Source organism: Kitasatospora sp. NBC_00070, assembly GCF_045041205.1.
In the GTDB taxonomy this organism is placed as follows: Bacteria; Actinomycetota; Actinomycetes; order Streptomycetales; family Streptomycetaceae; genus Kitasatospora.
Genome location: NZ_CP108247.1, coordinates 5,001,896 through 5,023,910, shown reverse-complemented (window position 1 = coordinate 5,023,910; position 22,015 = coordinate 5,001,896). Strand labels below are relative to the sequence as shown.

The 22,015-nt window shown below is 72.6% G+C and carries 19 protein-coding genes; 2 read left to right on the top strand and 17 right to left on the bottom strand.

The genetic code is table 11. From position 1 onward, the window contains the following. Positions 1–23 precede the first annotated feature (23 nt). From OHV05_RS23075 to OHV05_RS23060, 4 genes are all read right to left on the bottom strand, one after another. A complete protein-coding gene (locus tag OHV05_RS23075; protein WP_405019338.1) occupies positions 24–2,447 on the bottom strand; it encodes a [protein-PII] uridylyltransferase in 2,424 nt (807 codons plus the stop codon). Positions 2,448–2,544: 97 nt separating this feature from the next. Then, on the bottom strand, positions 2,545–2,883 hold the full coding sequence (locus tag OHV05_RS23070) for a P-II family nitrogen regulator (protein WP_403041999.1): 339 nt from the start codon (positions 2,881–2,883) through the stop codon (positions 2,545–2,547). After that, positions 2,883–4,220 carry an ammonium transporter gene (locus OHV05_RS23065; RefSeq protein ID WP_405019337.1) on the bottom strand — a complete coding sequence of 446 codons (1,338 nt, stop codon included), beginning with the start codon at positions 4,218–4,220 and terminating at the stop codon, positions 2,883–2,885. Before OHV05_RS23065 ends, OHV05_RS23070 begins: the two co-directional genes overlap by 1 nt. A 362-nt stretch (positions 4,221–4,582) precedes the next feature. Next, the gene (locus OHV05_RS23060; protein ID WP_405019336.1) at positions 4,583–6,037 is read right to left on the bottom strand and encodes a hypothetical protein; all 1,455 of its coding nucleotides are present in this window, start codon (positions 6,035–6,037) and stop codon (positions 4,583–4,585) included. 479 nt (positions 6,038–6,516) lie between these two features. Here OHV05_RS23060 and OHV05_RS23055 point away from each other — a divergent pair, with 479 nt between their 5' ends. Next, positions 6,517–7,197: a bifunctional DNA primase/polymerase gene (locus OHV05_RS23055; RefSeq protein ID WP_405019335.1), complete on the top strand. Its 681-nt coding sequence runs from the start codon at positions 6,517–6,519 to the stop codon at positions 7,195–7,197. Positions 7,198–7,414: 217 nt separating this feature from the next. Here the strand turns inward: OHV05_RS23055 and ftsY are convergent, their stop codons facing one another. The 8 genes from ftsY to OHV05_RS23015 form a co-directional block, all read right to left on the bottom strand. Beyond that, complete coding sequence (gene ftsY / locus OHV05_RS23050; protein WP_405019334.1) at positions 7,415–8,584, bottom strand: signal recognition particle-docking protein FtsY; 1,170 nt, start codon at positions 8,582–8,584, stop codon at positions 7,415–7,417. A gap of 114 nt (positions 8,585–8,698) precedes the next feature. Further along, the gene (smc, locus tag OHV05_RS23045; RefSeq protein ID WP_405019333.1) at positions 8,699–12,304 is read right to left on the bottom strand and encodes a chromosome segregation protein SMC; all 3,606 of its coding nucleotides are present in this window, start codon (positions 12,302–12,304) and stop codon (positions 8,699–8,701) included. Between the two features lie 227 nt (positions 12,305–12,531). After that, positions 12,532–12,735 carry a hypothetical protein gene (locus OHV05_RS23040; RefSeq protein WP_057232290.1) on the bottom strand — a complete coding sequence of 68 codons (204 nt, stop codon included), beginning with the start codon at positions 12,733–12,735 and terminating at the stop codon, positions 12,532–12,534. Between the two features lie 394 nt (positions 12,736–13,129). Continuing rightward, positions 13,130–13,414, bottom strand: coding sequence for an acylphosphatase (locus tag OHV05_RS23035; protein WP_405019332.1), 285 nt, complete (start codon positions 13,412–13,414; stop codon positions 13,130–13,132). Between the two features lie 44 nt (positions 13,415–13,458). Further along, a complete protein-coding gene (locus OHV05_RS23030) occupies positions 13,459–14,052 on the bottom strand; it encodes a hypothetical protein (protein ID WP_405019331.1) in 594 nt (197 codons plus the stop codon). Beyond that, entirely contained in the window at positions 14,049–15,071 is a 1,023-nt protein-coding gene (locus OHV05_RS23025) for a WXG100 family type VII secretion target (RefSeq protein ID WP_405019330.1), read from the bottom strand. Before OHV05_RS23025 ends, OHV05_RS23030 begins: the two co-directional genes overlap by 4 nt. Further along, on the bottom strand, positions 15,068–15,382 hold the full coding sequence (locus OHV05_RS23020) for a WXG100 family type VII secretion target (protein ID WP_405019329.1): 315 nt from the start codon (positions 15,380–15,382) through the stop codon (positions 15,068–15,070). The genes OHV05_RS23025 and OHV05_RS23020 overlap by 4 nt, the downstream gene beginning before the upstream one ends. Positions 15,383–15,469: 87 nt before the next feature. Then, the gene (locus OHV05_RS23015) at positions 15,470–16,798 is read right to left on the bottom strand and encodes a hypothetical protein (RefSeq protein ID WP_405019328.1); all 1,329 of its coding nucleotides are present in this window, start codon (positions 16,796–16,798) and stop codon (positions 15,470–15,472) included. Between the two features lie 170 nt (positions 16,799–16,968). Between OHV05_RS23015 and OHV05_RS23010 the strand changes: the two genes are divergently transcribed. Continuing rightward, positions 16,969–17,880, top strand: a complete 912-nt coding sequence (locus OHV05_RS23010; protein ID WP_405019327.1) for a hypothetical protein — start codon at positions 16,969–16,971, stop codon at positions 17,878–17,880. 219 nt (positions 17,881–18,099) lie between these two features. Here the strand turns inward: OHV05_RS23010 and mutM are convergent, their stop codons facing one another. The 5 genes from mutM to OHV05_RS22985 all read right to left on the bottom strand — a co-directional run bounded on the left by mutM (position 18,100) and on the right by OHV05_RS22985 (position 21,930). Next, positions 18,100–18,957, bottom strand: coding sequence for a bifunctional DNA-formamidopyrimidine glycosylase/DNA-(apurinic or apyrimidinic site) lyase (gene mutM / locus OHV05_RS23005; protein WP_405019326.1), 858 nt, complete (start codon positions 18,955–18,957; stop codon positions 18,100–18,102). Between the two features lie 22 nt (positions 18,958–18,979). Beyond that, on the bottom strand, positions 18,980–19,753 hold the full coding sequence (gene rnc / locus OHV05_RS23000) for a ribonuclease III (RefSeq protein WP_405019325.1): 774 nt from the start codon (positions 19,751–19,753) through the stop codon (positions 18,980–18,982). 19 nt (positions 19,754–19,772) lie between these two features. Next, positions 19,773–19,946, bottom strand: a complete 174-nt coding sequence (gene rpmF / locus OHV05_RS22995) for a 50S ribosomal protein L32 (protein ID WP_030056747.1) — start codon at positions 19,944–19,946, stop codon at positions 19,773–19,775. Positions 19,947–19,948: 2 nt separating this feature from the next. Continuing rightward, positions 19,949–20,632 carry a YceD family protein gene (locus OHV05_RS22990; protein ID WP_403042033.1) on the bottom strand — a complete coding sequence of 228 codons (684 nt, stop codon included), beginning with the start codon at positions 20,630–20,632 and terminating at the stop codon, positions 19,949–19,951. Between the two features lie 113 nt (positions 20,633–20,745). Beyond that, on the bottom strand, positions 20,746–21,930 hold the full coding sequence (locus OHV05_RS22985; protein ID WP_405019324.1) for a cell division initiation protein: 1,185 nt from the start codon (positions 21,928–21,930) through the stop codon (positions 20,746–20,748). Positions 21,931–22,015: the final 85 nt, after the last annotated feature.

Sequence of the window (22,015 nt, the reverse complement as noted above, 5' to 3'; positions counted from 1 at the left end):
CCCCACCGCGGTCGAATCCCCGGTCAGCCCAGCGCCGCCTGCACCGCCGAGGCCACCTCGCGGGCCCGCGCGGCGGTCAGCGGACGGCCCGCCGGATCGGTCACGTAGAAGGCGTCCACCGCGTCCGCGCCCAGCGTGGAGACGTGCGCGGTACGGACCCGGACGCCCGCCGCGTCCAGCGCCCGGCCGATCCGGTGCAGCAGGCCGGGGGCGTCGTGCGCCCGGACCTCCAGCACGGTGGCGGTGCTGGACGCGCCGCCCGGCGCGACCGAGACCACCGGCGGCGGGGTGGCGATCCCCCGGCGGCGCGGGGCGGCGGCGTCCCGCTCGGCCAGCTTGCGGGCCACGTCCAGCGAGCCGTCCAGCGCCCGGCGCAGGTCGGCCCGCAGCCTGGCACCCTCGGGGAGTTCGCCGTACTCCGCCGCCACCGTCCAGGACAGCAGCAGCACCGGCCCCGCCCCGACCGGGTCGAGCTCGCGCAGCCCGGCCGAACGGACCGTCAGCCGGTGCAGCGCCAGCACCCCGGCCACCGTGCCGAGCAGGCCCGGCTGGTCGGGCAGCGCCAGGGTCAGCTCCACGCCCATCGGCTCGGTGGCGAACGAGTCCTGCTGGGTCTGCGCGAGCAGGGTCAGCGCCGGTCCGCCGGTGCGGCCGGCCTCCACCGCGAGCCGCTCCTCCTCGGCGGTCGGCTCGGCGTCCGCCGGGTACCAGCTGCCGCCCGCCAGTTGCTCGGCCGCCCGCTCGGCCAGCCCGCGCACCAGCGAGGCCCGCCAGCCGCTCCAGGCGGCCGGGCCGGTGGCGGTGGCGTCCGCCTCGGTCAGCGCGTGCAGCAGCTCCAGGTGCGGGAGGGTGCCGACCACCTTGGTGATCAGGTCGACGGTGGCCGGGTCGTCCGGGTCCCGCCGGGTCGCGGTGTCCACCAGGGTCAGGTGGTGCCGGACCAGCAGCGCCAGGGTGTCGGTGTCGGCCTTGTCGAAGCCCATCCGGGCCGCCACGTCCCGGACGATCACCTCGCCCGCCTCGGAGTGGTCGCCCGGCCAGCCCTTGCCGATGTCGTGCAGCAGCGCGGCCACCAGCAGCAGGTCGGGCCGGGCCACCCGACGGGTCATCGCGGCCGCCTTCACCGCCGTCTCGATCAGGTGCCGGTCCACCGTCCAGCGGTGCACCGCGTTGCGCTGCGGACGGCAGCGGACCCGCTCCCAGTCCGGCAGCAGACGGGTGATCAGCCCCTCCGCCTCGTACGCCTCCCAGACCGGGATGGCCGCCTCGCCCGCGCCCAGCAGGGTGATCAGCTGCTCGCGCGCCTCGTCCGGCCAGGGCACCGGCAGCGGCCTGGTCTCGGTGGCCAGCCGGCGCACGGTGGCGTAACCGACCGTCAGACCGGCCTGCGCGGCGGCGGCGGCCGCGCGCAGCGCCAGCACCGGGTCCTGCCCGGGCCGGGCACCCTGGGCCAGCACCGCCTCGCCGTCCTGCTCGACCACGCCCTCGGCCAGCGGGCGCCGCTCCACCGCGCCGCGGGCCACCGCACCACTGGCCCGGCCGACGCCGGTGAACGGGAAAGCCAGCCGGGAGACCCGGCGGCCCCGGCCGGTGCGGGCGGCCAGTATCCGCTCGACGGAGCGCCAGGTGACGTCCCCGGCGTAGCTGATGGTGCGGGCCGCCTCGTAGACCTGCCGGAGCAGGATGTCGGCGTCCAGCACGCCGAGCCGGGCGGCCACCTGGTCCTGCTCCTGCAGGGCGAGCCGTTCGGTGGCCCGGCCGGTGGTCAGGTGCAGCGCGTCCCGGACGTCGGCCAGCCGGGCGGCGGCCGCGTCCAGACCGTCCCGGGGGGCGTCGGCCAGCCAGCTGGCGGCGATCGCGTTCAGCGCCACCACGTCCCGCAGGCCGCCCCTGGCCTCCTTCAGGTCCGGCTCCAGCAGGAACGACAACTCGCCGTGCCGCTCCGCCCGTTCGAGGCAGGACTGGCGCAGTTCGGGAAGCCGCTTCGGTGCGGTGGCCCGCCAGTCCGCCAGGACGTCGGAGCGCAGCCCGGCGGTGAGCTCCGGGTCCCCGGCCAGGTGCCGGGCGTCCAGCAGGCCCAGCTGGGCCTTGAGGTCCTCGGCCGCCACCGCGCGGGCCTCGGCCGGGGTGCGGACGGCGTGGTCCAGCGCGGCGCCGCCGTCCCAGACGGGGTACCAGATCCGCTCCGGCAGCGTCGGGTCGATCGGGCCGGTGTGCAGCAGCAGCACGTCCAGGTCGCTGCGCGGGGAGAGCTCGCCGCGGCCGTAGCCGCCGACCGCCACCAGGGCGGTGCCGGCCGGGGCGCCGGCCGCCGCGTACAGGCCCGCGAGCCAGCCGTCGGCCAGCCGGGCGAGCGCGGTGCGGCGGGCCACCCCGCCCAGGCCCGGTTCGGCCAGCAGCCGGGTCCGGGCGGCGGCGTAGTCGGAGGGCTGGTCGGTGCTGGTCACGGCGAGTTCCCCGTCCGTCGGTGCTGCGGGACATACGCGTCCGGCGGACCGGCCGCCCCGAGGGGAGACCGGCCCGCCAAGGACCTCGGTTCGAATGCTAGATCGCGTCCGGGCCGCGCTCGCCGGTCCGCACCCGGACGGCGGTGTCGACCGGGACGCTCCAGACCTTGCCGTCACCGATCTTGCCGGTGCGGGCGGCCTTCACCAGGACCTCGATGACCTCGTCGGCCGCCTCGTCCTCGACCAGGACCTCGATCCGGACCTTGGGCACCAGGTCGACGGTGTACTCCGCGCCCCGGTAGACCTCGGTGTGACCGCGCTGCCGGCCGTAGCCGCTGGCCTCGGTGACGGTCAGTCCGTGCACCCCGTGCGCCTGCAGTGCGTTCTTGACCTCGTCCAGACGGTGCGGCTTGATGACTGCGGTGATGAGCTTCATCAGGCGTCGACCTCGGCCTTCTTCTCAGCGGTGACGGCGGTGCCGACGGCGGCGGGAGCGGCGACCGAGGCGCGGCCCAGGCTGGCCCCGACGGCGCTGAAGTCGTAGGCGGACTCGGCGTGTTCGGCCTGGTCGATGCCGGCCACCTCGACGTCCTCGGAGACCCGGAAGCCGATCGTCTTGTCGATCGCCTGGCCCAGCAGCCAGGACAGGACGAAGGAGTAGACGCCGACCACGGCGACACCCAGCGCCTGCTTGCCGAGCTGCCCGACCCCGCCGCCGTAGAACAGGCCCTGCGCGGTCTGGCCGACCTTGCCGGTGGCGAACAGGCCGATCAGCAGCGAGCCGATCACCCCGCCGACCAGGTGCACGCCGACCACGTCGAGCGAGTCGTCGAAGCCCCAGCGGTACTTCAGGCTGATCGCCGCGGCGCAGGCCGCACCGGCGATCAGGCCGATCGCGATGGCGCCGAGCGGGCTGACCGAACCGCAGGCCGGGGTGATCGCGACCAGACCGGCGACCGCGCCGGAGGCGGCGCCCAGCGTGGTGAACGCGCCGTGCCTGATCTTCTCGTAGGCGAGCCAGCCGAGCACCGCGGCGGCGGTGGCCACCTGGGTGTTGATGAAGGCCATCCCCGCGACCCCGTTGGCGGCCAGCGCCGAGCCGGCGTTGAAGCCGAACCAGCCGAACCAGAGCAGGCCGGAGCCGAGCATCACCAGCGGGAGGCTGTGCGGACGCATCGGGTCCCTCTTGAAGCCGATCCGCTTGCCGAGCACCAGGCAGAGCGCCAGGCCCGCCGCACCGGCGTTGATGTGCACCGCGGTACCGCCGGCGAAGTCGATCACGCCGTTCCGGTCCCCGAGCCAGCCACCGTTGCCGCCGTCGAAGAAGAACACCCAGTGCGCGACCGGGAAGTAGACCACCGTCACCCAGAGCGCGATGAACAGGCCCCAGGCGGCGAACTTGGCCCGGTCCGCGACCGCACCGCTGATCAGCGCCGGGGTGATGATGGCGAACATCAGCTGGAAGGCGGAGAACGCGGTGACCGGGATGGTGCCGGTGATGTCGTTCAGGCCGATGCCGTGCATGCCCAGGTAGTCGAGGTTGCCGATCAGACCGGCACCCGCGTCGGGGCCGAAGGCGAGCGAGTAGCCGTAGAGCACCCAGAGCACGCTGACGATCGCGAGCGAGATGAAGCTCATGGCCAGCATGTTGAGCGTGCTCTTGACCCTGACCATTCCGCCGTAGAAGAAGGCCAGGCCAGGCGTCATCACCATGACCAGGGCCGCACAGATGAATACAAAGGCGGTATCGCCCGCGCTGAAGCCGTCCGGCATCGGCGTCTCCTCGTGAATGAATGCCGCTCCACCCGCAGGATCCCTGTCCCGTGCCACCCGGGGTGTCGGCGATGAAGAGGAGAGTGTCGAAGGCTGATTTCGGCCGATGCGGCCAGGTGTTTCGCAGCCGTGACGGGGCGGACGGCAGCGTTACGAGGAGATGAACTCCGGCCGTGCCATGACAGAACTGGGTTACCGTACGGCCCCGTCGGACGCCGGGGCCCGGACGGTCACCGGCCGTGGGGCCACCGGGGCTGCGGGGCCGGGGGAGCCCAATCGCGTGCGAACCTGTGGTGGCCCCACGGCCGGGGTACGGGGGCGGAGTTGGCCGGAACCGGACGGTGCCGGGGCCGGCCCGGCGGTCAGCCGGTCGGGACGAACTCCGGGATGTCCTGCACCACCAGGTCGGCCAGCTGGCCCACCTCGGCGACGTCCTTGAAGTTCCGAGTGGCGGCGGCGGAGGTCTTCCTGATCCGGGTGTTCAGCCGCTCGGAGCGGACCCGGGTGGCGATGTCCACGGCCTTCTTGGCCATCACCACGGCCTGCTCCGGCTCGTTCTGCAGCAGGTGCACGCTGGACATGCCGATCAGGTTGAAGGCGTAGCTGCGGACGTGGTCCGGGTCCTCCCGGAACAGGTCCACCGCGCGCTCCATCACCGGCGCGGACATCGAGGCGTACAGCGGGCTGCGGGTGGTGTGGTACGCCAAGTCCCGGTAGGAGTGGGCGTTCTCCGCGTTCAGCTCGGCCAGCGAGAAGAACTTCAGCCAGTCCGGGTCGTTGTCGCCCCGGCCGCAGTCGCTGAAGGTGTCCTCGGCCAGCCGGGCCGCCCGGGCGCAGCGGTTGACCTCGCCGATGGTGGAGTAGGCCCGGGCCTCCATCGCGAACAGCAGCGACTGCTGGCGCGGGCTGGCGCTGTCCCGGCTGCCGTACTGGGCCAGGTGGATCAGCTCCAGGGCGTCCTCGCCCCGGTTCAGGTGGATCATCTGGCGGCTCATGTCGGTCAGGATCTGCGCGCCGAACGGCCGGTCCCCCGCCTCCTTGGCCGCGTGCAGCGCCAGCACGTAGTACTTCTGCGCGCTCGGGTGCATGCCGACGTCGTACGACATCCAGCCCGCCAGGTGGGCGAGTTCGGCGGTGAGCCGGAACAGCCGCTTGGTGGTCTGCTCGGGGTAACTCTCCTGCAGCAGGTCGGTGACCTCGTGCAGCTGGCCGACCACGGCCTTGCGGCGCAGGCCACCGCCGTTCTGCGCGTCCCACTGGCGGAACATCACCGTGGTCTGCTCCAGCAGTTGGAGCTCGGGCTCGGAGAGCCGCCCGCTGAACTGCTCGCCGCCGCCGGCCGCCGCCAGGATCGGGGTCGGGGTGCCGGCCTGGTTCGGGGCCAGCCAGCGCTGCATCGGCTCGATCAGCGCGGTGCCCGCCGTCAGCGCCAGCGAAGTGCCCAGGAAACCCCGGCGGTTGAGCATCAGGTCGCTGCGCGAGTACTCGCTGATCAGCTGGACCGTCTGCGGCGCGCTCCACGGCAGGTCGACGCCGCTCTCCACGGTGCTCACCGGGACGGCGGTGCGCAGCCCGAGGTCCTCGATCGAGACCACCGAGCCGAACCGCTCGGAGAACAGCTGGGACATGATCTTCGGAATCGGCTCCCTGGGCTGCTCACCGTCCAGCCAGCGGCGCACCCGGGAGGTGTCGGTGCTGACGTGGTGCGCCCCGATCTGCCGGGCCCGGCGGTTCACCTGACGGGCCAACTCACCCTTGGACCAGCCGCTCCGGCCGAACCACGAGGTCAGCTTCTCGTTCGGTTGCTTCTCTGCCATGGGAACGTCCCCATCCCGCCCGGCCCCCGCACAGAGGCCCCGCTCGTCTCGCCCGCTCTTGACCGCCTCATACCCGCCCGATGTGGACGGTCCGCTGCGTTCCGTGTGCTGAACGTAACGCGACAACCGCCATCCGGGGGAGCGTCACCCGAGAATCGCCACCTTTCGCCACCCCCACGAGTGAACTACGCAAGGGCACCGCGCGCTTCACTGGTAGTCGACGAAGCAGTGGCCCAACTCACCCATGACGCAGGGATCTTGACGGCCCGACAGGCCGGTTGGCCAGGAAGGGAACTCCCGTGCAGCACCGACGGTCCGGTATCCGCGACACCGACGCAAGGAGCCTCCTGGCCCGCACCGCGCGAATCGGAGCACTTCGGCTGCTGCGCGCCGCCGACGCGCGACCCACTTCACGCCGGACAATCGACGGACCGTCACATTCCCGTAACCACCGGCAATCCGAACCTGTTGGGGGAGGCATGGACAACCTCTTCGGCGAGCTGCGCTTCGGCTCCCGCCGCCGGCTGCGCGGCACCGCGTTCGAGGCGGCCGCGGAGTACACCGGCCGCTGGGGCTGGGCGGTGACCGTCGGCACCGGCACCACCCGCGCCGACGGCCGGTGCACCTGCCAGGCCGCCCACTGCGCCGCACCCGGCCTGCACCAGGGGCTCGGCCCCGCCCACACCGTCGACCCGGCCACCGGCGCGGGCGCCGCCGACCTGAACCGGCTGCGCGGCGGTGAGACCGCCCTGCTGCTGCCGACCGGCCGCGCGTTCGACGTCCTGGACGTCCCGGCCCAGCCCGGCCTGCAGGCCCTGGTCCGACTGGAACGGATGGGCACCCAGGTCGGCCCCGTGCTCGGCCTGCCGACCGGCCGGCTGCTCTTCTTCGTCGCCCCCGGCGCCGCCCAGCGGCTGCCCGAACTCCTGTACCGGATGGGCTGGGACGACACCACCCTCGACCTGGCCTGCCACGGCGAGGGCGACTACGTGGCCGCCCCGCCCACCACCCTCGGCCCCCTCGGCCCCACCCGCTGGCTCCGCCGCCCCTGTCGCGACAGCGCCGCCTGCCCCCCCGAGGCCCGCCTCCTCCTCGGCACCATCGCCTACGCCTGCCACCGCACCCGCGAACGCACCGCCGAACCGGCCTGGACGGCCTGAATCATCCTTTTGGGCAGGCGCTCCGGCATCTACGGTCAGGGGCTCGGGACTCTGCTGATGTGCGGCTCCGCCGCGTGGGCGACGCCGACCTCGGAAAAGGTCACGCGTGCGTAGGTGGTCAGGCACTTTCGCAGCTGCCCGCACGCCGGACCTCCTCGCAGTTCCCCGAGCCCCTGGGCCGTAGCAGTGGAGCGCCTGCCAAAAGCGAGGCCCGGCGTTACTCGCCGATGAGCGCGTCCACGAACGCCGCCGCCTCGAACGGCGCCAGGTCGTCCGCACCTTCGCCGAGCCCGATCAACTTGACCGGCACGCCCAGCTCCCGCTGCACCGCGATCACGATCCCGCCCTTCGCGGTCCCGTCCAGCTTGGTGAGCACGATCCCGGTGATGTCCACCACCTCGGCGAACACCCGCGCCTGCACCAGCCCGTTCTGACCGGTGGTGGCATCCAGCACCAGCAGCACCTCGTCCACCGGACCGTGCTTCTCGACCACCCGCTTGACCTTGCCGAGCTCGTCCATCAGACCGGTCTTGGTGTGCAGCCGGCCCGCGGTGTCGACCAGCACGGTGTCCGCGCCCTCGGCGATGCCCTCCTTGACCGCGTCGAACGCGACCGAGGCGGGGTCACCGCCCTCGGGCCCGCGGACGGTCCGGGCGCCGACCCGCTCGCCCCAGGTCTGCAGCTGGTCGGCGGCCGCCGCGCGGAAGGTGTCGGCCGCGCCGAGCACCACCTTGCGTCCGTCCGCGACCAGCACCCGGCCGAGCTTGCCCGAGGTGGTGGTCTTGCCCACGCCGTTCACACCGACCACCAGCACCACGGCCGGACGGCCGTCCTCGTGCTTGGCGGTCCGCAGCGAACGGTCCGCCCCGGTCTCGATCAGGCCGACCAGTTCCTCGTGCAGCAGGGACCGCAGCTGGTCGGGCGTACGGGTGCCGAGCACCTTGACCCGGGTCCGCAGGTTGTCCACCAGCTCCTGGGTGGGCGCCACGCCGACGTCGGCGGTGAGCAGGATCTCCTCGATCTCCTCCCAGGTGTCCTCGTCCAGCCGCTCGCGCGAGAGCAGCGTGAGCAGCCCCTTGCCGAGCGAGTTCTGCGAGCGGGACAGTCGGCCGCGCAGCCTGACCAGTCGGCCGGCGGTGGGCTCCGGTACGTCGAGGGCGGGTGCAGCGGGTGCCTCCGGCGGGAGCGTCACCTCCTCGACGGTCTTGACCGGCTCGGGCGTCGGGACCGCCGACTCCTCACCGACCCCGGGCTCGCGCGGGGGCGTGATGACGGGCGCCTCGGCCTTGGGAGGCAGTTGCTTACGTCGTCTGCCGCTGACGACGAGGCCAGCGATCGCACCGACGGCGACCACGGCGATGACTACGGCAAGGATCAGATATTCCATAACGGACCCAGTATCCGCGACAGACCCGTCCCCGAGAACGGGGACATTCGTCCCTTATGACGTATCAGCTGGAATTTGCACCATTTCGCCCCATGCCCACGGCGCCCGGCGGGCTCACTCCGGGCCGGGCTCCGCACCGACCGGGGCCTCCTGCTGCCGGGGCACCGCACGCACCGGACGCTCGCGGTGCTCCTCGCGCAGCCGCTGGCTGATCACCTGGGAGATCCCGTCGCCCTTCATGGTGACGCCGTAGAGCGCGTCGGCCGACTCCATGGTGAGCTTCTGATGGGTGATCACGATCAGCTGCGAACTCTCCCGCAGCTCCTCCATGATCGCGATCAGCCGCCGCAGGTTGGTCTCGTCCAGTGCCGCCTCCACCTCGTCCATCACGTAGAACGGGCTGGGGCGGGCCTTGAAGATCGACACCAGCAGCGCCACCGCCGTCAGCGATCGCTCACCGCCGGAGAGCAGCGAGAGCCGCTTCACCTTCTTCCCCGGCGGCCTGGCCTCCACCTCCACCCCGGTGGTCAGCATGCTCGAAGGGTCGGTCAGCACCAGGCGCCCCTCCCCACCGGGGAACAACCGGGAGAACACGCCCTCGAACTGCGCCGCCGTGTCGTGGTACGCGGCGGTGAACAGCTGCTCCACCCGGACGTCCACGTCCTTGACGATCTCCAGCAGGTCCCGCCGGCTCCGCTTCAGGTCGTCCAGCTGCTCGCCGAGGAACTGGTGCCGCTCCTCCAGCGCCGCGAACTCCTCCAGCGCCAGCGGGTTCACCTTGCCCAGCTGCTGGTACGCCCGCTCGGCGGCCCGCAGCCGCTTCTCCTGCTCGGCCCGGACGTACGGACGCGGCTCGCCCGCCTCCTGCCCCTCCTCCGGCAGCTGCGGCGGCACCGGCTGGGCCGGGCCGTACGCGGCCAGCAGCTCCTCGCCCTCGATGCCGAACTCCTCCAGCGCCTTGGCCTCCAACTGCTCGATCCGCAGCCGCTTCTCCGCCCGGAGCACCTCGTCCCGGTGCCCCGCGTCGACCAGCTTGTCCAACTCCCCCTTGAGTTCCCGGCCGTGCTCGCGGCCGCTGCGCAGCTCGGTCTCCCGCTCGGCCCTGGCCCGCTCCACCTCGGCCCGCTCGGCCTCGGCCCGGGCCAGCGAGACCTCCAGCCGGGCCAGCAGCTGCCGTGCCCCGGCCGCCACCGCGCCCGCCACCGCGGCCTCGTACCGGGCCCGCTCGCGCCGCTCGGCCGCCCTGGCCCTGGTCTCCCGCTCGGCCCGGGCCGCCCGGTCCAGCTGGTCGGCCCGACCGGTCAGGCCCCGGACCCGCTCCTCGTGGGTGCGGACCGCGAGCCTGGCCTCCAGCTCGGCCTGCCGGGCCTCGGCGGCGCCCCCGGCCAGCTCGTCCCGGCGGGCGCCGTCCGGCTCGTCCTCACCCGAGTCGGCCGACTCCTCGGCGGCCGCCAGGCGTTCGGCCGACTCCTCGGCCGCCGCCAGGGCCTGGGCCAGCCCCTCCTCGGCGCGCCGCACCGAGGTGGCCAGCCGTTCGGCCTCCCCCGCCGCGGCCCTGGCCTGCCCGCCGAGTCGGCCGAGTGCCCCGGCGACCCCGGCCCGCTCCTTCTCGGCGGCCCGCCGACGGGCCGCCAACTCCTCCAGCTCGGTCGCCAGTTCGCGCTTCCCGGCGGTCAGCGAGGCCAGCTCGCCGGCCAGCCGCTCGCACCGCTCGGCCAGCTGCTCGATCCGCCCGGCCGTCTCGGCCACCGCGGCCCGGGTCTCCAGCAGGCTCGGCGCCCCGGCCGCCCCGCCCTGCGCGTACCCGGCGGCCAGCACGTCGCCGTCCCGGGTGACAGCGGTCACCTCAGGTCGTGACTGGACCAGTTGGCGCGCCTCGTCCAGCCCGTCCACCACCACCGTGCGGGCCAGCAGCGCGGCCACCGCGGGCATCAGCTCGGCCGGCCCGCTCACCAGCCCGGCCGCCCCGTCCCGCTCAGCGCCGACCGCCCCGGCGGGCGCCCCGCCGATCAACAGCGCCGCCCGACCGGCGTCCTCACCGCGCAGCAGCCGCAGCGCGGCCACCGCCGCGGCCGGCCCGTCCACCGCGACGGCCTCCGCCACCGCACCGAGCGCCGCCGCCACCGCCGTCTCGTACCCGGGCTCGACCGCGAGCAGTTCGGCGGCCGGGCCGAGCAGGCCGGGCAGCCGCTCCCCCGCCGCCAGCAGCGCCCCGCTGCCGTCCTTGCGGCGCAGCCCGAGCGAGAGCGCCTCGTGCCTGGCCAGCAGGCCGGCCCGCTCGCGCTCGGCCAACCCGAGCGCGTCCCGGACCGCGCCGACGCCGGACTCCGCCCCGGCCAGCCCGGCCCGGGCCCGCTCGTACGCCGCGTCCAACTCCTCGTCCCCGGTGGCCTGTTCGTCCACCTGTGCCTGCAACTCGTCGAACTCCGCCTGCGCCGCCTCGGCCCGCAGCACCGCCTCCGCACCGGCCTCGGCCAGCCGACCGATCTCGGCCTGCGCCCCGGCCACCTTGGAGCGGGCGGCGGCGACCTGGCCCTGCATCCTGGCCAGGCCCTCCCTGCGGTCCGCGATGGCCCGCGCCGCGACCTTCAACCGGCCTTCCTCGGCGGCCAGTTCACGCTCCAGCTCACCCCGCCGCTCGACCGCCTCGGCCAGCGCGTACCGCGCCTCCTCCAGCGCCTCGGTCAGCGCGGCCTCCTCCTCCCGGACCCGCTCGGCCTCCCGCTCCAGCTCCTCCGGGTCCCGCCCGCGCCGCTCCTCGCCCTGCGCGCCGCCGGCCGCGTGCCGTACCCGGGCCTCGGCCAGCCCGACCGTCCCCCTGGTCCGCTCGGCCAGCGCGGAGAGCCGGTACCAGGTCTGCCTGGCCTCCTCCAACTGCGGCCCCAGCTGCTGGACCTGGGCCTCCAGGACCGCCTCGCGCTGCTGCGCCCGGCTCAGCTCCTGCTCGACGGTGGAGCGGCGGAGCCGGAGCGCCAGCTCGTCCGCGATCTCCGCCTCGACCGCCTTGCGCAGGGTGAGCAGGTCGTCGGCGAGCAGCCGCAGCCGGGCGTCCCGCAGCTCGGCCTGGATCCGGGCGGCCCGCCGGGCGATCTTCGCCTGCCGGCCCAACGGGCCCAGCTGGCGGCGCAGTTCGGCCACCAGGTCCTGCACCCGGTTGAGATTGGCGGCCATCGAGTCCAGCTTCCGGAGCGCCTTCTCCTTGCGCTTGCGGTGCTTGAGCACCCCGGCCGCCTCCTCGATGAAGGCCCGGCGGCCCATCGGGTCGGCGTGCAGCACGGAGTCGAGCTGGCCCTGCCCGACGATCACGTGCATCTCCCGGCCGATGCCGGAGTCGGAGAGCAGCTCCTGGATGTCGAGCAGCCGGCAGGTGTCGCCGTTCAGCGCGTACTCGCTGCCACCGTTGCGGAACATCGTCCGGGTGATGGTCACCTCGGCGTAGTCGATCGGCAGCGCGCCGTCGGAGTTGTCGATGGTGAGGCTGACCTCGGCCCGGCCGAGCGGCTGGCGGCCGCTGGTGCCGGCGAAGATGACGTCCTCCATCTTGCCGCCGCGCAGCGACTTGGCCCCCTGCTCGCCCATCACCCAGCTGAGCGCGTCCACCACGTTCGACTTGCCGGAGCCGTTCGGCCCGACCACACAGGTGATGCCGGGCTCGAAGCGCAGCGTGGTGGCGGAGGCGAAGGACTTGAACCCGCGCAGCGTCAGACTCTTCAGGTGCACGCGCCCGCTCTCCTCACCTCGGCTTCTTCCTCCGTTTGCCGACTGTATCCGGCAGTGCGGACGACGAGCGGGCAGGCGACGGTTTGGCCACGCCGGGGGTGGGCACTCTCCCTGGCAAAAGGTTCCGCGCACGACGAAGGGACGCCACGCGGGCGTCCCTCGAAAGCTGCGACCCGTACGGGAAGCTCAGTGCGCAGCAGCGTCGATCAGTGAAGACCAGGTCGTGATCAGGTGAGTGCCGGCTCCCGCTGATCCAACTCGATGCTGCTGAGCAGCGAGTGCTCGTCAGCGACAGCGATGAGTGCGTCGTTCTCGGCCTGCATCCGAATGAGCTCGGATTCCAGGTCCTGGACGCGCTGCTGAAGCCGTCGCATCTCGGAAAGCATTCGCGGGTCGGGGCCGCCGACGTACCCGAGAAGCGCCTTTGCCATGATGAATGGTCCTCCACGCTGAGTGACCGAACCTGTGCGGTATGGGTCTAGGGGGAAGGGGAGTCACGCACCCGTCCGCGGGCCGGAAGTGCTGGCTGGGCACTACGGGAGAGCCGTGTGAGCTGGGCTCACGACGGCATGACCCTGCCGGGAGAACGCATATTGGTGCGCGGGCTTTCAGCGTCTCACCAAAGACGGTACGGGTCAACACGATCACCGCACGCTACCGCGACCCTGTCACCTGCATGGCGGGGAACAACACGCCGTGCGGCCGGGCGGGGGTCCATCCGACCTCAGATGGATCACTGCTCGCTGCGGAGTCAACCACGAGTCTGCCCAGAAGGCAACCGCCTGACACCGTCACTTGCCGGGGGCCTCAGGCGTACGGGTGGTTTCAGCGGATCGCGAAGCTCTCGTACCCCTCGCCGGTCGCGGTCCAGATCTCGGTCACCCCGGTGACGGCGCCCGGGGTGCCGGGCCCGCGGAGCAGGGCCAGCAGGTGCTCGCAGTCGGCGTGGCTGCCCTCCGCCACCACCTGCACCCGGCCGTCCCCGAGGTTGCTCGCGTAGCCGGTCAGTCCGATCTCCAGGGCCCGGGCCCTGGTCCACCACCGGAAGCCGACCTCCTGGACCTTGCCGCGCACCCAGGCGGTGCAGCGGACCGGATCGTCGCTGTGCATGGGCACGACCCTAGGCGATGCACAGCGACGGGGCCGTCGCGGGTTCAGCGGATCAGTGCGACCAGCGCCCGGGCCTCGTCCGTGCCCTGGGAGAGGGCGGCCAGCGAGCCGTCCGCGAAGTGCAGGTCGACCCGGTCGGAGACGCCGCCGGTGCGGTCCTCGACCCGGCGGATCCGTCCGTACGGCAGTTCACCGAGCGGCTTGAGGCCGACGCCGACCAGGTGGTCGGCGAACAGGATGCGGCGGTCGGTGAAGGCCAGCACCGCGCGGTTGTTGTCCATCGGCGCCGCGCCCTCGTAGCCGTGCCGCACCGCGATCACGAACTGTCCGGCCTGGCTGCCCCAGCCGCCCTGCAGACCCCGGCCCCGGGTGATCCGGCGGATCACCCGGAAGAACCCGAAGACCGCCTCGAACAGGAGCTCCGCGATGACCGCCACCAGCTCGAACAGCGCGCCGAAGGCGGCCATCGCCCCCCTGGTCGCGGCCCCCGGACGGTACTTGCGCGGGACCCGGCGGATCAGGTCGCTGAGCGTGAGTTCGGCCACCGCGTGGATCTGCTCGCCCGGCTGCAGCAGCGGGGCGAACAGCGGGCGGTAGGACTCGCCGCCCAGCGGGCGCGGCTCGACGTACTGGCTCATCCGAAGGCCTCCTCGACCCGGGTCTGCGGCACCCGGTACGGCTTCGCGTGTTGGCCGCCGTCCAGCGCACCGGTGGCGGCGTCGACTGCGGCATCGTCCTTGGCCGCGTCGGTGAAGGCGCCGCCGAAGTCACCCGCGCCGATGCCGATCCCGACGCCGGTCGCGATGCCGCCCTTGACCGCTCCGAAGACGGTCTTCACCCCGCGCGCGGTGGCGAACTCGCCGAGGGTGCCGAGGTTCGGGTTGGTCAGCAGGTCCTTCGCGGTGCCGAAGCGGTTCCCCGCGCCGCCGATCTTGCGGACCGCCTTGGCCGCCTGGAGGCCCTCCTTGATGTTCTTGAAGGACTTCCCGGCGGTCTGGATCTTGCGCACCGCGTCCATCAGCTTGCCCAGCGCCGTGGCCAGCTTGCGCGACACCGAGGCGATCCGCATGACGTAGACCGACACCTCCGCCTCGACCACCAGGGCGTTGACCACGGTGGCGGCGCCGAGCGTGATGATGTCGACCAGGATCATCGCGGCCATGGTGGCGATCAGGACCTCGATCGCCTCGCGGATCAGGCCGATGACGAGGTTCTCGGCCAGTTCGCAGGCCGCGGCGGCCTGGCTGATGATCTGGGCCACCTCGTTCATGTCGGCGGCGGTGCCCTCGATGGCCTCCACCACCGTGCCCATGTGGGCGCCGAAGGCGTCGGACGCCTGGCCCTCCCACTGGCCGGCGAGCGTCGCGCCGCCTTCGCGCAGCGCGTTGGCGACCTCCTGCATCGCCTTCGCCTGGGCCTGCCACTCCTGCGCGGCGTTGGTGAGGGTCTCCAGCTCGCCGGTGACCTCCTCCAGCATGTCCATCAGCCCGAGGAAGTCCAGCGCGCCCTTGACGAACTCGTCCAGCCCGGCGTCCAGACCCTCGGAGACCGGGTTCGTGAAGCTGGGCAGCGCCTCGAAGGGCGTGTTGACGAAGTCGCGGGTCCACTTGTACGCGGCGCCCGCCTCACCGAAGGAGACGTCCGTCCCGGGGATCACCGGCCACCCCCGTAGACCGAGGCGATCGCGGTGTCGTGACTCTCGTAGTTGTCCGCCGAGTGCTGCAGGCCCTCGGCGGTGTCGGTCAGCAGCTCGCCCAGGTCGGCGAAGTTCTGCTGCTCCACCTCCGCGTGCTCCTCGTACGCCTCGTACAGGTTCTGCGCGTCCGGCAGCATGCCGAAGTCGTTCGAGTTCAGCGTCACCGAGGCCAGCCGGGACTGGATCTCCGCGATCCGCTCCGCCTGGGCCTCGACCAGCGCCGCGTACGCCCTGAGTGCGCCCGGTTCGACCCGGAAGCCTTGTTCCCCCATGAAACTGCCCCTTGCTGCTGTTCTAGCTGATCATCGTACTGATAGCTCTTTGATGATCAGCAGGCAAGGGGCTTCACACCACCCGCCTCAGAAGCCCCCGAAGTCCCCTCCGCCTCCGAAGTCACCGCCGCCACCACCGTCGAAGCCGCCGAAGTCCGACGGGTTGAAGTCGGCGCCGGAGTCGTCCCCGCCCTGGTAGCCCTCTCCGCCGGCCGCCCAGGCGGTGCCGGGCGAGGCCACCATCGAGCCGAGCATGGTGCCCACCAGCAGCCCCGGCAGGATCCCGCCGCCGAAGTAGCCGCCGGCCCACGGGCTGTACGCCGGGCCCGCGTTCCAGTACGGCTCCCGGCCGTGCTCGGTCTGCACCGTACGGATCTCCGGTTCCTGACCCGCCGCCAGCCGGGCCGCGTCCGCCGCGCAGACCGGGACGGTACGCCGGGCGGCACCCGCGGGCGCCCAGTCCGCGTCCTTCGCGGACGGGCCGTGCCGGGGGTCGAAGAAGCACGGCGGACGGCGGTCCGGCAGCGACCGCCCCTCCCGACGGGCCGTCAGGGTGGCCAGCGCGAACCGGCCGTCGGCCAGCGCCTCGGCCACCGGCCGGACCTGCTCGGGGGCGGTCGCCGCGTCCATCGCGCGCTTGGCGCCCTCGTAGCAGTCCAGCGCGTGCGCGTAGTCGGCCCGCTGGGCGTCGTCCGCCGCCGGGTCGCCCGGCGCGAAGTCCAGCCGGTCCAGCTCCTCGCCGAACGCGGTGATGTCCTCGTCCACCACCACCCGCAGCTGCTCCAGTTCGGCCCTGGCCTGTTCCTCCTTGCGCCGCTTCGAGCGCCGGAACAGCAGGAACACGCCGGTACCGGCCAGCGCCAGCAGAGCCACCGGGATCACCACCGCCGCCACCCCGACCCCGCCGCTGTCGGTGGCGGCCACGCCCTTGCCCTTGACCTGGCCGACCGCCTGGCCGACGAAGTCGGTCAACGTGCCGTTGATGTCACCGGGGTGGGCCCGCAGCGCCGCGCCGGCCAGGTTGTTCGCGGCCGCGGTGGAGATCGCCGCCGGGTCGGCGAATGCCTTGAACTCCTCGCCTCGCCAGATCGCGTACAGGCCGGTCACCCCGACCCTGGTCCGCAGGTCACGGGCCAGCGTCTGGGCCGGGTACTGCTCGTCCGCCGGGACCACCGCGACGAAGACCGGCTTGTCGGCCGCCCTGATCCGCTCGGTCAGCGCCGCCGCGTCGGCCGTGGAGAACCGCCCGGTCATCGCCGGGTCCACGTAGACCTGACCCTGTTTCAGCACCCGGGCCGCCTCCTCCACCCCACCGGTCGCCGCCGAGGCGGCGGTGGCGGGCAGCAGCAACAGGGCGGCCAGCACCAGTGCCAGGAGGGCGGCCGCCTTCGAGCGGCTGAGCTGCGTGGTTCTCATGCTTCGACGCTACTCGTACCGGTGGCCTTCGGCCCCATACCTCCGGTCGGCACCTCCCCCCGCCTTCGGGACGACCCCCGGTCCTCCTGGTGGCTGACTCCGGTGCCGGTCCGAGCGGGCATAGTGGTGCCTGATCCACTACGCCTGCCACATCCAGATCGGAGCACCCGGTGATCCTGGGCCTCGTCACCGCCGTCGCGGCATCCGCCTGCTACGGCATCGGCTCGGTACTCCAGGCGGTCGGCTCACGCCGCTCCGCCCGCGAGGAGGCGGCCGCCAACGGCCGCTCCGCCGGGGTCACCGAACACGGCGGCCCGAATCTCTCCTCCACCGCCAAGGCCGCCGTCACCTGGGAGTTCATCCTCGGCACGGTGCTCGACCTGATCGGCTTCGGGCTCGGCGCACTGGCCGCCCGGCTGCTCCCGCTCTTCCTCTCCCAGACCATCATCAGCGCCAACCTGGTGGTCACCGCCGTGCTCAGCATCAAGCTGCTCGGCATCCGGCTGAAGCGGCCCGAGTGGGCCTCGATCGCGATCCTGTGCGCCGCCCTGATCCTGCTCGCGGTGGCAGCCGGGCCCGAGGGCGGGCACCACGCGGCGATGGCCGTGCACTGGTGGCTGCTGGGTGCCTCGATCGCGATCATCGGGGGCGGTGCGCTGATCGTCCGACTCCTCGGGGCGAGCGGGGCGATCGTGGCCGGTCTGCTCTCCGGGCTCGGCTTCGGCGCGCTCGGGGTCGGCGTCCGGATCCTGAACGGCATCGAGCCCTTCGACCTCGGGAAGCTGGTCTCCGACCCGGCCCTGTACGCGATCCTGATCGGCGGGATCGGCGGGATGTACCTGCACACCATCGCGCTGCAGATCGGCTCGGTGAACGGAGCCACCGCCGCCCTGGTGGTCGGCGAGACCGTCATCCCCGGCGCGGTCGGCGTCATCTGGCTCGGCGACTCCTCCCGGGCCGGCCTCGGCTGGCTGGCCGCCTTCGGCTTCGTCCTCGCCGTCATCAGCGCGGTCGGCGTCGCCTACTACGGCCAGGGCGAACAGGACCTCTCCGAGGAATCGGAACTCACCTCGGTCTCCTAGGCAGGTGCTCAACCGGCTACGGTCCAGGGGCTCGGGGCTCTGCTGATGTGCGGCTCCGCCGCGTGGGCGAGGAGATCTGGCGCCGGGGTCACTGCGAAAGTTCCCTGTCCATCTACGCGACGATCACCTTGCAAGGGCCGGCGTCGCCCATGCGGCGGAGCCGCACAACAGCAGAGCTCCGAGCCCCTGGGCCGTAGACCTGGAGCACCTGCAAAAGGCTCAGCCCCGCGGGGGCCGCTGGCAGCGGGGGCAGAAGTAGCTGGAGCGGTTCATCCACGGCTCGCGCCGAACGGCGGTGCCGCAGCGGCGGCAGGCCTCGCCCTCCCGGCCGTAGGCGTCGAGTTCGCGGGAGAAGTAGCCGCTCTCACCGTTCACGTTGACGTAGAGGCTGTCGAAGCTGGTGCCGCCGACCGCGAGGGCGGCGTTCATCACGTCGCGGGCGTGGCCGAGCAGGGTGGCGGCCTGGGGACGGGTCAGGGTCGCGGTGGGGCGCTCGTAGTGCAGCTTGGCGCGCCAGAGCGACTCGTCGGCGTAGATGTTGCCGACCCCGCTGATCAGCGTCTGGTCGAGCAGGGCCCGCTTCACGGTGGTCCGCTTGGCGCGCAGGGCGGCGACGAACGCGCCGTCGTCGAAGCGGGCGTCGAGCGGGTCGCGGGCGATGTGGGCGATCGAGAGCGGGGTCGACTCGGGGTCGCCCGGCTCGGCCTCCTCGACCGCGAGGCCGCCGAAGGTGCGCTGGTCGACGAAGCGCAGTTCGCGCCCGCCGTCGGTGAACCGGAGCCGGACCCGGAGGTGCGTCTCGTCCGGCACCGCGGCGTCCTGGACCAGGAGCTGACCGCTCATGCCGAGGTGGCCGATCAGCGCCTGGTCGCCGCCGAGCGGCACCCAGAGGTACTTGCCGCGGCGCTGCGCCTCCCCCAGGGTCGTCCCGGTCAGCCGGGCGGCGAACTCGTCCGCGCCGCCCGGCTGACGCCGGACCGACCGTGGGTGCAGCACCTGGGCCTCGGCCACGGTACGGCCGGCGGCCCAGCGGGCCAGGCCACGCCTGACCACCTCGACCTCGGGGAGTTCGGGCACGCCTGCCGCCTCAACTCTGGTGTCAGCTGGTGGGGTTGAGTTGTTCCGCGTACTTGGCGCGGATCGCCCGCCAGGCACTCTCGGCGGCCTTCTGCTCGGCTTCCTTCTTCGACCTGCCGCTGCCGTGCCCGAAGTCCTCGCCGGCCACCCGGGCGGCGGCGTTGAAGGTCTTCTCGTGGTCGGGGCCGGATTCGGCCACCACATACTCGGGCACACCGATGCCCACCGAGGCGGTGAGCTCCTGGAGGCTGGTCTTCCAGTCCAGGCCCGCGCCCAGCTGAGAGGACTCCTCGATCAGCGGGTCGAACAGGCGGTGGACGAAGTCCGTCGCCGCGTCCAGCCCCAGGTCCAGGTAGATGGCGCCGATCACGGCCTCGACGGTGTCGGCGAGGATCGACGACTTGTCACGGCCACCGGTCCCCTCCTCGCCCTTGCCGAGCCTGATGAAGGTACCGAGTTCGAGCCCACGGCCGACCTCGGCCAGCGCGCGCGAATTGACCACCGCGGCACGCAGTTTGGCGAGCGTTCCCTCGGCGACCTCCGGGTGGAGGCGGTAGAGGGTGTCCGTCACGACCAGGCCCAGCACCGAGTCGCCCAGGAACTCCAGGCGCTCGTTGGTGGGCAGCCCGCCGTTCTCGTAGGCGAAGCTACGGTGCGTCAGGGCACGCACCAGAAGGGCGCGCTCGAGTACGAACCCGAGGCGCCCTTCCAGAACGTCGTATTCGGTCGAAGCCGGACCGCCGGCCTTGCTCCCGTTGGCAGGAGCCGACTTGCGGGGTGAGTTACTGTCCGACATCGCCCTTACACCCCGCCGATCAGACCGAGAGGACCTGGCGACGGTTGTACGTGCCGCAGCTCGGGCACGCGATGTGACCCAGCTTCGGCTCGTGGCAGCGGTCACACGCCACCAGGGCCGGAACAACGGCCTTCCAGTTGGACCGACGGTGGCGCGTGTTGCTGCGCGACATCTTCCGCTTCGGAACAGCCACGGCTACTTCTCCTGGTTCTCGGCTCCACCCTCACGGGTGTCGCTGTTCTTGATTCCGTCACCCTCGTCGCCGGGGGCGGCGGAGAGTCCCTGCAGAGCCGCCCACCGGGGGTCGGCGGCATCGTGGTGGTGGTCCGGGTCGTCGCTCAGGCGCGCTCCGCATTCGGAGCACAGGCCCAGGCAGTCTTCCTGGCACACCGGCTGCAGCGGCAGTGCGAGCACCACCGCGTCACGCAGCACCGGCCGGAGGTCGAAGAAATCGCCCTCCAGACGGTAAGTCTCGTCGTCCGACTCCTCGTCGAGGTCGTCGGCCCCGGTGGTCCGGGCGCGGGTGCGCTCGTCGGACTCCGGGTAGTAGTAGAGCTCCTGGAACTCGACCCGGAGACGGTCCTCGACCGGCTCCAGGCAGCGTACGCACTCGCCCTCGACCGCGGCCCGGGCGCGACCGGTCACCAGCACGCCCTCGACCACGGACTCCTGCCGGAGCTCGATCTCGATCTCGCTCTTCACCGGGACGGCGATGACATCGATGATGCCCAGGCCCTCCGGGGCCTCCACGGTCCGGACGATCTTGCGCAACGATCCCGGGCGACGGCCGAGCTCATGCGTGTCGAACACGAGCGGGTCGCGGTGGTCGAGGCGGTTCAAGGTGTCCTGACTTCCTGGAGGCGGCACGCATCCCTGCATGGCGCGGATTTGGTTCGATCCGGCTGCGTCGAGGCAGCAGAACAGCCCAGCAACGAACAGGCCGGAGTGGTCAGACTACCGGACACTCCGGCCTGGCCCAACTTCGGCCGGTCTCACCGGCCGCCGAGCTCCCGCAGCCGGGTCATGTCGATCATGCTGGTGTCGAAGAAGCTGGTCTCGTCCAGTGCGGCCTGCTGCGGCACCTGGGCGGTCTGCTGCGGGTAACCGTAGGCGTCGTACGCCTGCTGCTCCTGCGGCTGCTGCTGCTCCTGGTAGACCGGCTGCTGCTGCTGGTAGCCGTACGCGTCGAAGCCCTGGGTGTCGAAGCCCTGGCCGCCGTAACTGGGCTGCGGCTGCTGCGGGTAGCCGTACGGGTCGGTCTGTGGCTGGCCGGCCGGGTCGTAGCCGCCGCCGTAGACCTCGGTGTACTGCGGGGCGGCGTACTGGTCGGCCTCCGGGGCCTGCCAGCCGGCCGCCGCCGGGGTGGGCTCGGGCCAGCTCTGCTGCTGCGGGACCTCGGCCCGGTACCAGGGCTGCTCCTCGCCGTTGGCGTCGAAGCCGCCGCCACCGCTCGGGTCGAAGCCGCCGTCCGAGAAGCCGGCCGCGACCGCCTCGGCCCGGTCCTTGAGCTGCTGGGCCTCGTCGGCGGCGGCCAGGTAGGCACCCAGCTCGTCGATCGAGGCCTTGCCGAGCAGCTTGTCCCGGCCCTTGCCGACCGCCTCCAGGGTCTTGCTGAGCACCGTCTCCAGGGTGGCGAGCTTCACATCGACGTACTCGTCGACCTCGGGGCTCGGGCTGACCCGGGAGCGGAACTCCTCGCCGTCGGTCGCGTCCTCGTCGTAGGGCTGCTCGAAGACGCTGGCGTCGCCGCGCAGCTTGGTCCGGCCGCGGCCGACCGCGCCGAGCGTCTTGGTGAGCACCACCTCGAAGTTGGCCAGCTTCGAGTCGACGTAGTCGTCCGCCTCGGCCAGCTTGGTCTGCACCTCGGCCTTGGCCTCGCCGAGGATCCGGTCGGCCTCGGCCTGGGCGCGCAGCACCACCTCGGTGTCGGAGATCAGCGAGCCGCGCTCGCTGTGCGCACCCTGGATGATCTGGTCCGCCTGGGCCTGGGCATCCGCGACCACCTGCTCGTGGTCGGCCATCACCGACTGGGCCTGGGCGAGTTCGGCGGGCAGCGCCTCACGGAGCTGCTGGAGCAGGCCGACCAGCTCGGCCCGGTTCACCACGCAGGACGCCGACATGGGCATCGAGCGGGCGTTCTCCACCGCCGTGACGATCGCGTCAAGTCTGTTCTGCACGTCCACGGGGGCTTCTGTCTTTCCGTGTGCCGCCGAGCTGCGGCGGAGGCAGTGCCCTTCGGCGTGGCGCCTCCGGGCAGGAGTA